Source organism: Myxococcus sp. NMCA1, from assembly GCF_026810205.1.
Classification (GTDB): domain Bacteria; phylum Myxococcota; class Myxococcia; order Myxococcales; family Myxococcaceae; genus Myxococcus; species Myxococcus xanthus_A.
Genome location: NZ_CP113950.1, coordinates 7,152,041 through 7,164,872 on the forward strand (window position 1 = coordinate 7,152,041; position 12,832 = coordinate 7,164,872).

The window sequence follows — 12,832 nt, forward strand, 5'->3', positions numbered from 1 at the left end:
CGGTGGGTGAACTTCGCCCCTTGACTCGCGATACACGGCACTGCTTAGCGGGTGGGACGCAGCATGCCCCAAAAAACGACGGGTGGCCCCGAAATCTCTTTCGGAGCCACCCTCGCTGAAATCACCCGGTGTGTTTCACCTGGGATTCAGAGCCCGTGGGTCAGCGCGCCTCGCGTTCCACTTCCACCTTCCCCACGCGGAGGATGGTGAATCCCACGCGGCGGTTGTTCTCACGGCCCGTCGCCGTCTTGTTGGTGTCCACCGGCTTCGTCTCACCGTAGCCCACCGCCTCCATGCGGCCCTCGGCGATGCCCTCCTTCACCAGGAAGGCGCGCACGTTGTTCGCGCGGCGCTGCGACAGGTCCAGGTTCTTCGCGTCGTTGCCCTGGTCGTCGGTGTGGCCCTCGATGCGGAGCAACTCCACCTGCGGGTTGGCGCGCAGCACCGCGGCCGCCTGCTTCAGCAGCGGAAACGAGCGGGCCAGGATGACGTCCTTTCCGGTCGCGAAGTAGACCTTCTCCAGGATGACGATGCGCTCGCCTTCCACGAGCACCTTCACCGTGCCCTTGTCGGGGCAGCCGTCCTCGTCCTGGAAGCCGTTGATGGTCTCCGGCTCGTTCGGGCACTTGTCCGCCGTGTCGGGAATGCCGTCCCGGTCGTTGTCCGGGTCGGGGCAGCCGTCCTCATCCTGGAAGCCGTCCTTGTCCTCCGGGTCGTTGGGGCAGCGATCATCCGGATCCATGATGCCGTCGCCATCCGTGTCCACCGGCGGCGGAGGCGGCGCCACATCCGGGCAGCCATCCGAGTCCTCGAAGCCGTTGACCGTCTCCGGCTCGTTCGGGCACGTGTCCGCCGTGTCGGGGATGCCGTCCGCGTCGTTGTCCGGGTCGGGGCAGCCGTCCTCATCCTGGAAGCCGTCCTTGTCCTCGGGCTCCGTCGGGCAGGCGTCGTCGATGTCCAGGATGCCGTCGCCGTCCGTGTCCACCGGCGCGGCCTGCTTCGGCTCGCGGGACGGCTCCGGGCTGTAGCTGAAGCCCGCGAGCAGCCGGAAGCCCGGCGTGCCGTAGCCGCGGGTGAGCCCCGGCCCACCGCCGACGTGCGCGGAGAATCCGCCCAGCGCGCGGTACTTCAGCGCCGCCAACAGCTCCAGCGGGCGCTCCTCGGTGTCCTGCTGCTCCAGGTTCACCGCGCCCACCAGCGTGGCCGCGAGCGCCAGCGGCACCTCGCTCACCGTGAAGGGCAGCTCGGCGCCCACGCCGTAGGACACCGCGTTGCCCAGGTTCAGGTTGCGCAGCTGCTGCTTCTCCCGGAAGTCCACGCCCACGTTGGCGGCCACGCGAAACCGCTCGCCGTATTCGGCCACCAGGCGCGGCTGCACGCCCACACCCGAGCCCCCGAGGAAGTCGGAGCCGCCGCCCGTGGGCAGCACCACCGGCACCGTCAGGGCCAGGCCGAAGGAGCCCTCCTCCAGAAGGCGGGCCTTGGGCACCAGGCGCAGGTCACCGATGCCGCCCGAGCCCACGCCCTGGGCGAAGGACGGGTCCACCATGGGCGCCGCCTGCGAACGCTGGAGCGTCACCGGCAGCAGCACGCCGAGCTCGAAGCGGTCGAAGAGGCCCACCGAGCCCATCAGGTCCACACCCACCTGGCTGCGCACCAGCGCGGTGATGAACCGGCCCGAGCGCGGGTCCATGAAGTTGAGCGGCTTGTCCGCGTAGTTGACGGACACGCCCACGTTCCAACCCAGGTGGGAATGCACCTGGGCGCTCTGGACGCCCAGGATGTCCTTCGAGCTCGGCCCCGGCTTGTACTGCTGCACATCGATGGACTGGGACGCGGACAGCGTGGGCACCTGCGCCACGGCCGGCCGCGACACCATCAGGACCGCCAGCGCCAGCACGGCGGCGGCGGCCACAGGGGCCCCACCGGCCCGCCCCGCCGAGCGGCGGAAGCGGCCCAGCAGGGGCAGCCCGAGCAGCAGCAGCGCCAGCGGAGCGAAGGTGCCCGCCCCACTCGTGCTGCACCCACGGCCGGAGATGACGAAGTCGTCGTTGCCGTCCAGCGGGTTGGTCCCACCGGTGACTTCCTCGCCGTCATTCACGCCGCCGCCGTCCGTGTCGGCGTTGTTCGGGTCCGTCTCGCCGTTGTCGAAGGAGCCGTTGCGGTTGGCATCCTCCGCGCCGTCCAGCAGGCCGTCACCGTCCGTGTCCGGGTCGAGCGGGTTGGTGGGGTTGTTACCGCGCACCTCCACGCCGTCCGTCAGGCCGTCATCGTCCGTGTCAGCGTTGTTCGGGTCCGTCTCCGTGGAGTCGACGCGGCCGTCATGGTTGGCGTCCTCCTCGCCGTCGCGCAGGCCGTCACCGTCCGTGTCCGGGTTCTTCGGGTCGGTGGTGGTGCTCGGGTCCGCGTCCGGACGGAAGTTGGGCGAGTTGCGGTCCGTATCCGCCGGAGCGCTCTCCAGCGTCACGCCCATCTCCGTGCCGTCCAGGATGCCGTCGTTGTCGCTGTCCGGATCCAACGCGTCGATGAGGCCGTCACCATCCGTGTCGGTGATGCCGTCGATGCCGTCCGGCACGCCGTCGTCGTCGCTGTCCGCGTCGTTGGGGTCCAGGCCCAGCGCGATTTCGGTCGCATCATCGATGCCGTCACCGTCGGAGTCGACGTCGTCCGCGGGGTTGAGCGGATCCGTCTCGTCCGGGTCCACCCGGCCGTTGCGGTTGGCGTCCTCGATGCCGTCACGCACGCTGCCGCCGTCCGTGTCGGGGTTGAGCGGGTCCGTCGTCGTGGTCGGGTCGGAGTCCGCCACGAAGCGCGTCATGTCCGTATCGGTGCCCTGGGGCTCGGTGAGGCCCAGCTCCAGACCGTCCGACAGCAGGTCGCCATCGGTATCCCTGTTGTTCGGGTCCGTCTCACCCTCGTCGACGATGCCGTTGTGGTTGGCGTCCTCGTTGCCATCCAGGATGCCGTCGTCATCCGAGTCATCGTCGAGCGGATCCGTCCCAGCGACATTCACCTCGATGCCGTCCGGCAGTCCGTCACCGTCCGTGTCGGGGTTCTCCGGGTCGGTGCCCAGCACAACCTCCTCGGCGTCCGTCAGGCCGTCGCCATCCGTGTCGACCGCGACCGACCAGGTGTAGGTCGCCGGCGTGTCGTCCACGTTGCCCGCCTCATCCACCGCGCGGACGCTCAGCGTGTGGCTGCCTTCCGCCAGGCCCGTGAAGGTGACCGGGTCCGTGCACGGCACGTACGCCGCGCCGTCCAGGCTGCACTCGTACGTCACCGGGGACTCGTCCGAATCGAAGTCGAACGTCGCGGTGCCGGGCGCGTCTGCCAGCGGCGGGCCCGAGATGATGAGGGTGTCCGGCGCGGAGATGTCCACCGTCCAGGTGTAGCTGGCCGGCGTCGGATCCACGTTGCCTTCCCCATCCACCGCACGGACCTCCAGGGTGTGCTCGCCGTCATCCAGCCCCGTGAAGGTGACCGGGTCCGTGCACGCCGTGAAGGCCGCGCCGTCCAGGCTGCACTCGTACGTCACCGGGGATTCGTCCGAGTCGAAGTCGAACGTCGCCGAGTCGCTGTTGGACAACGCGGGCGGCGTCGAGGTGAACATCGTCTCCGGCGGCTCCGCGTCCACGGTGAAGGTGTGCGTCACCGTCGTGCCGGTATTGCCCGCCTCGTCCTCCGCCGTGACGGACACCGTGTGGGGGCCCTCCGACAGCGTGTCGCCCACGGGGAGCGACCAGTTGCCGGACGGGTCGGCCACCACCGTCCCCACCGTGACGCCATCCACCACCACCGTCACCGTGCTGCCCGGCTCCGTCGTACCGGAGTACGTCACCACCGGCACATCGAGCACCGCGCCGTCCGCGGGCGTGGTGATGACCACCACCGGCGCCTCCGTATCCACCGTCCAGGTGTACTCGGCGGGCGTCGGGTCCACGTTGCCCGCCGCATCCACCGCGCGCACCGCCAGCGTCTGGGCGCCGTCCGGCAGCGGGCCGAACTGCGCCTGGGCCGGGCACGCCGTGAAGGGCGCGCCGTTCAGCGAGCACTCGTACGTCACCGGAGACTCGTTCGAGGAGAAGACGAAGTCCGCGGTAGCCACGTTCGTCAGCACCGCCGGGCCACTGTCGATGGCGGTATCCGGCGCCGCCGTGTCCACCGTGAAGGTGGAGCTCGTCGGAGCGCTGGTGTTGCCTGCCTCATCCGTCGCCGTGACAACAACCGTGTACGGGCCGTCCGCCAGCGTCACCGGCGGCGTGAAGGTCCAGTTGCCACCCGCATCGACCGGGATGGGGCCGTAGGTCGTCCCATCCAGCGTCAGCGTCACGAACTCGGCGCCATCCGCCGTGCCGGTGATGGCCACCACCCCGTCATCCAGCACCGCGCCATTCGCGGGCGAGGTGATGAGCGGCGCCACCGGCGGCGTGAGGTCCACCGTCCAGGTGTGCTCGGCGGGCGTCGGGTCCACGTTGCCCGCCGCGTCCACCGCGCGCACCAGGAGCGTGTGCTCCCCTTCCGCGAAGCCTTCGAACGTCACCGTCTCCGTGCACGGCACGTAGGCCGTACCGTCCAGGCTGCACTCGTAGGTGGAGCCCGGCTCGGAGGCCGCGAACTCGAACGAGGCCGACGTCTCCGAGGTCACCGCCGACGGGCCGCTCACGACGAGCGTGTCCGGCGACGTCGTGTCCACCGTCCACGCGTACTGCGCGGGCGTCGGATCCACGTTGCCCGCCGCATCCACCGCGCGCACCAGGAGCAAGTGGTCCCCATCCGCCAAGCCCGTGAAAATCGCGGGGTTGGTGCAGGCCACGTAGGCGCCCCCATCCAGGCTGCACTCGTAGGCCACGCCGCCGCCCTCCGAGCGGAGTTCGAAGGTGGCGGACGTCGCGTTGGTGACCAGCGCCGGCCCCGAGTCGATGAAGGTATCGGGTGCCGACAGGTCGACGATGAAGGTGCTCGTCACCGGTCCCGCGGAGTTGCCGGCCGGGTCGACGCTGGTGATGCTCACCTGGTGCGGGCCCTCGTCGAGCGGCTCAGGCACGGTGAAGGTCCAGTTGCCGTCCTCGTCGACGGCGATGGGACCGTGCGTCGCACCACCGACCTCCAGGTAGATGCTGCTACCCGGCTCACCCGTTCCCGTCAGCGTCGGCGTCGCGGTGGAGACCTCCTCCTGGTCCGCGGGCGAGTCGATGGTCGGCAGCGTCGGGGGCGTGAGGTCCACCGTCCAGGTGTACTCGGCGGGCGTCGGGTCCACGTTGCCCGCCGCGTCCACCGCGCGCACCGCCAGCGTCTGGGCGCCCTCGCTCAGGCCCGTGAGCATCTGCGGATCCGTGCAGGCCGTGAAGGGCGTGCCGTTCAGCGAGCACTCGTACGTCACCGGGATCTCGTTCGAGTCGAAGTCGAACGTGGCGCTGGTGGCGTTCGTCACCGCTGGCGGGCCAGTCACGATGGTGGTGTCCGGCGCGGTGGCATCCACCGTCCACGTCCGGGTGGCGGGCGTCGAGTCCACGTTGCCCGCCGCGTCCACCGCGCGCACCGCAAGGGTGTGCGCACCGTCCGCCAGGCCCGTGAACGTCTGCGGGTCCGTGCAGGCCACGAACGGCGCGCCGTCCAGCGAGCACTGGTACGTCACCGGGCTCTCATTCGAGCTGAAGTCGAACGTCGCGCTGCTGGACGTCGTCGTCCCCGAAGGGCCGCTGACAATCGTCGTCTCCGGCGCCGTCGTGTCCACCGTCCACGCATACGTCGCGGGCGTCGGGTCCACGTTGCCCGCCGCATCCACCGCGCGCACCGCCAGGGTGTGGTTGCCCTGGCTCAAGCCGGTGAACGTTTGCGGGTCCGTGCAGGCCACGAACGGCGCGCCGTCCAGCGAGCACTGGTACGTCACCGGGCTCTCGTTGGAGCTGAAGTCGAACGTCGCGCTGGTGGAATTCGTTACCGCCGGCGGGCCGCTGACAATCGTCGTGTCCGGCGCCGTCGTGTCCACCGTCCACGTCCGGGTGGCGGGCGTCGAGTCCACGTTGCCCGCCGCGTCCACCGCGCGCACCGCAAGGGTGTGCGCACCGTCCGCCAGGCCCGTGAACGTCTGCGGGTCCGTGCAGGCCACGAACGGCGCGCCGTCCAGCGAGCACTGGTACGTCACCGGGCTCTCATTCGAGCTGAAGTCGAACGTCGCGCTGCTGGACGTCGTCGTCCCCGAAGGGCCGCTGACAATCGTCGTCTCCGGCGCCGTCGTGTCCACCGTCCACGCATACGTCGCGGGCGTCGGGTCCACGTTGCCCGCCGCATCCCGCGCGCGTACCGCCAGCGTTTGATTGCCCTCGCTCAGCCCCGTGAACGTCTGCGGGTCGGTGCAGGCCACGAACGGGCCGCCGTTCAGCGAGCACTCGTACGTCACCGGGCTCTCGTTGGAGCTGAAGTCGAACGTCGCGCTGGCGGAATTCGTCACCGCCGGCGGTCCACTCACGATGGTGGTATCCGGAGGCGTGGTGTCAGTGACCACGGTGAAGGAATTGGTGTTGCTCAGCACGGACGACACGCCCTGGAGCTGGGCGTAGGCATTCACCGTGTGCGCGCCGACGGACAGATCCGCGGTCGGCGTGAAGCTGAAGCTCCCCAAGGCGTCCGCCGTCGCGCGGCCCACTTCAACGCCATCCACGAAGATGACCACCGTGGAGTTCGCGGGGGCCGTGCCGGTGATGACCGGGCGAACGCCGGTGGTAGAGCCGTTGGCCGGCGTCGTCACCACGGGGGCCGCCACGCTCGCCGGGAAGGCACCCGGCAGGATGGCGACGACACCGGGGTTGCCAGGGGCGGCACCATACGTGAGCCCGTCCGGAGCGCTGGCCGTCGGCTGCGTGCCCGCGACGCCGCCCGTGACGACCGGCGTGCATCCGACCGTCGCGCCCTGAATCAGCACACGACCACCACCGCCACCGCCACCCGTTCCGTGCTGGTCGTACGTGGTGCTGCCACCAGCGCCACCACGGGCCGTCACAGTATTGGCCGAACAAGCCAAGCCTCCGGTGACGCGCAGGTACACAGTACCGCCAGCGCCAGCGCCGCCCGCGGCGTCATTGCCGATCCCCACGGCGTTGACTCCCGCCAACCCGTTCGCCGACACGCGACCGGCCCCCGAGAGCGAGGCCGCGCGGAAGAACACGACACCGCCACCCGCGCTTCCCCCGCCCGCCGCGTCGTCGTTGCCGTGCCCCGCGCCGCCACCACCGCCGAACACCGCATAGGACACCGCATCGAAGGTCAGCGCGGCGCCACCGAGACCGCCCATCGCGCGGGATGCGGGAGGCTCTTCACCCACCCACGTCCGTCCGCCGATGCCGCCCGCACCCGCGTTGCTGCCGCCACCGCCACCCGAGTTATGGCAGACGCCGCCACCACCGGCGTTCGCGATGTTGCCCCGGCCCGTCGTCCCAGAGGCAGGCGGGAAGGCCCCATTGCCAAAGCGCCCAGGCACCAGGCCTTCACCCTTCTCCGTTCCACCCGGCCAGGCCTGGTCCATGGCCGTGCAGCCGTCTCCGTCACCGTTCCAGGCGAAGCCACCGCGGAACCCCTGGCCATCCGCGTGGATGGCGCCCGCGTTGCTCACCGGCCCCTGCGACAGGAAGGCCAGCACACCGCCCGTCGCCCCATTCCAGGGCTGCGCCACGATGCTGCCCGCGGCGTTCACCGTTACGCTGGTGTACTCGGGCACCCGAATCGCCTGCGTCCCGGTGACCGCGAAGGCCACCGTGAGCGGCTGCGTGAAATTGAGCCGCGTCGCCGTGAGGCTCTGAATCCGCGCGAACTCCCAGCGGCCCACCGGGCCTCCCGCCAGGTTGATGGGCGTCTGACTCCCAGACACGGGCGCCGCGAGCCCCGTGGCCTGGTGCACCATCACCAGATTCCCCACCGCGAAGCCCGTGGTCGAGGCCACCGTCACGAAGCTCTGCCCCGCGGGCACCGCGGCCGTCACGGGCGTGTAGGTATTGATGGGCGTATTGGCGATGTTGACGGTCAGCGCGCCGCTGCTCCCGTTCCCCAGGCTGACGGTGTCCACTGCGGCCATCGCCACGGGTCCCAGCAGCGCCGCGCACAGCAGCACCAGGGGTGCGACGGCCAAGCCGAGGCGTCCTCGGGAAACCCGACTAAGCAGGGGGACGTAAAAGGTCTTTCGAGTCATAAACCTGGGGTCGCTGGGGGGTGTGGGCCCAACGGCAAATGCCGCACATAGCAATCCGAGAGCCAGCCTCTGTCCAATCTACGACCCTCGGTATTCCGAGGATTTCAGCGCCCAGCTTGAGGGGTAGAGCCCGCCCCATCCGAACCACGGATCCAGATTCCGGAAACTGGACCTACTCGCGCATTCGAGAGGGCAACCCACCAGGTCGGCTGACGCGTCAAACCAGGACGCTGACGCGTCAGTCGGGACGCAGGGTGTGGCCCACGGCCAACAAAAAAGGGCCCTCCTTTCGGAGAGCCCTTTGGCAACGCGGTGGGCGCTCGGCCCGGCGCGTCAGAAGATTTCCTCGAGCCACTCACGCATGCGGCCCTTCACCTTCTTGTACACGTTCTCCTCGCGGATGCGGAACATGCGCCGGTCCAGGTGGCGGGCACCGTAGACGACCAGACCCACGCCGGTGGCGTACATGGGGCTCTTCACCACATCCACCAGACCGCCAATGCCGCGCGGCATACCGCGGCGAACGGGCAGGCCCAGGACTTCTTCCGCCAGCTCCGGCATGCCGGCCAGCAGCGTGGAGCCACCCGTAATCACCACGCCCGAGGCCAGCAGGTCCTCGTAGCCGCACTTCTGGATTTCGCGGTGCACGAGCTGGAAGATCTCCTCCACGCGCGGCTCCAGGATTTCGCAGAGAATCTGCCGCCCGAGCACGCGGGGCTGACGGCCCCCGACGCTGGGCACTTCAATGGTGTCGTCCTTGTTGATGAGCGACGACAGCGCGCAGCCGTACTTCTGCTTGATGCGCTCGGCCTCGTGCGCGGGGGTGCGCAGGCCAATGGCGATGTCGCTGGTGAGGTTGTTGCCGCCCAGCGCAATCACCGCCGTGTGGACGATGGAGCCGCCGGAGAAGATGGCGATGTCCGTGGTGCCGCCGCCGATGTCGACGAGGCACACGCCCAGCTCCTTCTCGTCCTCACCCAGCACCGCCTCCGCGCTGGCCAGCGGCTGGAGAACGATGTCGGAGACGTTGAGCCCGGTGCGGTTGGCGCACTTGACGATGTTCTGCGCGCTGGACACGGCGCCGGTGACGATATGGACCTTGGCCTCCAGACGAACGCCGGCCATGCCCAGGGGCTCCTTGATGCCGCCCTGGTCGTCGATGATGAACTCCTGCGGGAGGACGTGGATGACCTCCCGGTCCAGCGGAATCGCCACGGCCTTGGCCGCATCAATGACCCGGGCGATGTCCGCCTCGCGGACCTCCTTGTCCTTGACGGCGACGATGCCCTGGGAATTGAAGCCCTTGATGTGGCCTCCGGCGATGCCCGTGTAGACGTGGGAAATCTCCGCCCCCGCCATGAGCTCCGCTTCTTCCACCGCGCGGCGGATGGAAGAGACGGTCGCCTCGATGTTCACCACCACGCCCTTGCGCAGACCCTTCGACGGATGCGTACCGATACCGATGATGTCGATGCCGCTGTCGGTCAGCTCTCCGACGATGGCGCAGATCTTCGTCGTGCCGATGTCGAGGCCGACGATGATCTCCCCCGACTTCTGCTTCGCCATGACAACCCTCCCAGGCCCCCCACTCTCGTGAAAGGGGCGCGTCCTCTTACCGCATCGAAGCCCCGCTCCTCTCGGACGCGGGGCTCGAAATCTTCACCGCCACCCAGCCGGGCCGGGCACGGTTATCCAGGTGAATGATCTCCGCTGCAAGCCCCCTCGCACCCAGTTCGCGCCGGACACGGGCAAGACGTTGCAGCTTGACCTCGGAATCTCCTTCACCCAGGCGCACTTCCTGCCCGGACGCCGTCACCAGCGCCAGGCTCTGCGCCTCCAGGCGGACCTCCGACAACTGTTCGGCCTTCTCGGGTGACAGCCGCGCGTACGCGCTGGCCACCGTCAGCGCCGAACGGAGGCGCTCCCGCGCCGCCGCCGGGTCCGCTACATAACCCTCCCGGTCCAGGCCTGTCACCAGGGGCAAATCCAGTCCGTCCCCGGGTGTCACCCGCTTGAAGGGCTCGCCTTCGTCGTCCAGGACGTACAGCTCCCCCAGCACGGCCATGGCCACCGGCACGTGCTCCGTCACCTCCACCGACACGCGGTTGGGGAAGCGCCGCGTCACCTCCACCGTGCGCAGCCAGGGGTGCTGGTGCATGGCGCGCTCCAGTGCGTCCACGTCCAGCATCCACAGATTCTGGCCCTTCGTCAGCGCCGCCAGCCGCAGCAGCTCCACGCGGGAGGCGCGCTGGAGGCCGGAGAAGGACACCGCCTCCAGTTCGAAGCGCGGCGACGTCAGCGCCCACTCCCGCAGCGCCACCCCACCCCACACCAGCAGTCCGGTGCCCAGGGTCAACCCCAGCATCTTGAGCACCCCCGGCCCGTGCGAACGCACCGCGCCCCGGACCGCCTCTTTCTGCTGGGCGGCGTCCTGACGGCGGCGGTTCTTGGATTTACCGAAGGCCATGGGGAGAAAAGGGTTGACGCATGCTGTGCGCGGATGCGGCGTCACGCCAGTTTTTGGCTACAGGCACGTCGCTGTAGCGGGCGCGTTCGTCCATCGGGTCCGGGGCTGGTTGTTTCTCACGGGGCTCGCGAAAGGCGCAGCGCACATTCCTTCTCCCTCCCCCCTAATTTCAAGGGTGTTCCCCTCGAGTTGAGGGAGCGGGCCTCCTTCCTTGCCGCCGCGCGGGCGCTTCATCCCGGTGGGCCATGGGCTCGGACAGGCGCACCAGCGACGCCCCAGCCCCTGCCGAGCACCGTTTTGGATGAACGGCATCGCGAAATGGAATCTTCAATTTCAGGAATTCCGAAATTATCCATGATTAGATGAAAATTGGCGAGAGGCTTCACTGCAGGAAGGGTGTTGGCCGTGTAACCCGCGGGCCATGCAGCCCTGGACGTCACAGCCGGCGGGTTGACACATCCACTGAGTTGCAAAAGTCATCCACATGCACGTCGTGCACCGTGGGACGCAGCCACGGGCTGCGAGAGGGAAGTATGCAGAAGCTGACCATGACGGTCGTCATGCTGTGCGGAGCACTGGTGTCAGGGTGCCAAGGCGAAGAGGGGGAGCAACCCGCCCACGAGCAGCCCGGAGTCACCGTCACAGAGGAGGCCATCGCGTCCTCCAGGCAGGCGGTCGTCTCATCGTCGCTGGAAGCGGCGCTCTCGTGCATCGCGACGTACGTGAACACGGGGACCTGTGACTGGGAGCACTGGAGCGAGATGGAGGACACATGCAGGTTCTACGAGCACCCGGAGCTCGATGACGGCACCTTCCTCGATGAGGTTCAGTCCGGAAACTGCACGGCGGCCAACTGGCCCACGCTGCGCGCGCAGCTCATCGGCGTGAACACGCCGCTCGTCCGCATGCGTGAAAACTGCGACGGCGCCTCCCAGGTGATCCAGGAGACCGAAGCCAGCGGCTGCCACACACTCCCGGAAACCATCGGCGCATCCTACGTCGACGTGCCTTTCGGGAAGACCGTGACACTCCATGCCGGAGCGAACTGCACCGGAGACTCCGTCTTCGTCGCTAGCGACACGAACCTCTGCGAGACCTCGTTCGCGAGCGGCGCCAGCGCGAACGACAACGTGCGCTCGTTCCAGATTCAGGGCTTCGCGGCGCGCCCCTCTCCGTTCGACTACGACTGCGCCCCCAACGAGTTGACCTGCGTCAAGAACTTCAACGCCAGGGTGGGCGACGTCAACCAGGCGCACAGCGTCAAGGTCGTCCGCGTCTCGCTCGCTGGCAAGACGACGCCCAGTTGGGGGGCCATCCAGAATGCCCTGGACGTCCTGCAAGCCAAGACATCCGTCATGTCTCGAAACCGGCTGCACCTGGGATTCATCAGGCAGAACGTGACCGTGACCAGGACTGCCTGCAGCGCGGTGAAGAACGATGCCGCGCTGCGAGCCGGACATAAAGCGAGCGACTTCCTGACCATCTTTGTGCTGCCCAAAGGGGTGTGCCCCTCCTCGAACGCCGGCTCGAACAGGGCCAACCTCATCAGCACCGTGCCCCGGGACTTCATCCACGAGGTCGGGCACGTCCTCGGCCTCGCGCACAGCAGCGTGCTCAACTCCGCGACCGGCAAGATCAACTCGTCCGGCGACGCGAGCTCGTACATGAGCATCTTCGCGTCGGACAACTACAGCCTCGCGCAGCTCCACTGGCTCGGGTGGACGAAGAAGGAGGATCTCTTCAAGGTCAACTCGGCCCTCGACAACACGGGCTTCACCACTGTCACGCTCCGTCCGCTGGACAACAACGAGGACAGCACCAGCCCCCTCCCGCTGGGGGCAGTCTGGGAGATGCCCTTGAGCGGCAAGCCGGATGAGAAGCCTCAGCAGTTGTTCATCTCGGTACCGAAGCGGAAGACCAATGGGACGAACCAGATTGAGGGCGGCACGGTGTTCGTGCACCTCGCACCCATCTGCCAAAACTGCACGGGCATGGCCATGCACACGACGCAGTTGGCGAGATTTGGCCCCAGGTCCACCAGTGAGCACTGGGCGAACGCCCTCTACATCAAACCGGTGAGCTTCGAGAGCACCCGCGTCCAGGAGAACGGGCAGACCGTCGAGGTGTTCACCTCCGTCACGGTGCAAATCAGGAAGTAAAGAGGCCCGCCAGCCGAAAGCGCC

At 68.5% G+C, this 12,832-nt stretch carries 4 protein-coding genes; 1 reads left to right on the top strand and 3 read right to left on the bottom strand.

Translation table 11 applies throughout. From position 1 onward, the window contains the following. Positions 1–160: 160 nt before the first annotated feature. The 3 genes from agmC to OZ403_RS29490 all read right to left on the bottom strand — a co-directional run bounded on the left by agmC (position 161) and on the right by OZ403_RS29490 (position 10,649). Complete coding sequence (gene agmC / locus OZ403_RS29480; RefSeq protein WP_442929636.1) at positions 161–8,182, bottom strand: adventurous gliding motility protein AgmC; 8,022 nt, start codon at positions 8,180–8,182, stop codon at positions 161–163. 333 nt (positions 8,183–8,515) lie between these two features. Continuing rightward, a complete protein-coding gene (gene ftsA, locus OZ403_RS29485) occupies positions 8,516–9,748 on the bottom strand; it encodes a cell division protein FtsA (RefSeq protein WP_002634374.1) in 1,233 nt (410 codons plus the stop codon). Positions 9,749–9,794: 46 nt separating this feature from the next. Then, the gene (locus tag OZ403_RS29490; protein WP_174260097.1) at positions 9,795–10,649 is read right to left on the bottom strand and encodes a cell division protein FtsQ/DivIB; all 855 of its coding nucleotides are present in this window, start codon (positions 10,647–10,649) and stop codon (positions 9,795–9,797) included. A gap of 500 nt (positions 10,650–11,149) precedes the next feature. Between OZ403_RS29490 and OZ403_RS29495 the strand changes: the two genes are divergently transcribed. After that, positions 11,150–12,808: a hypothetical protein gene (locus tag OZ403_RS29495; RefSeq protein WP_268782345.1), complete on the top strand. Its 1,659-nt coding sequence runs from the start codon at positions 11,150–11,152 to the stop codon at positions 12,806–12,808. Positions 12,809–12,832 lie beyond the last annotated feature (24 nt).

Bases quoted from the DNA above. Each gene is read 5' to 3' on its own strand.
- agmC (WP_442929636.1), bottom strand. From the start codon at position 8,182: ATGACTCGAAAGACCTTTTACGTCCCCCTGCTTAGTCGGGTTTCCCGA.
- ftsA (WP_002634374.1), bottom strand. From the start codon at position 9,748: ATGGCGAAGCAGAAGTCGGGGGAGATCATCGTCGGCCTCGACATCGGC.
- OZ403_RS29490 (WP_174260097.1), bottom strand. From the start codon at position 10,649: ATGGCCTTCGGTAAATCCAAGAACCGCCGCCGTCAGGACGCCGCCCAG.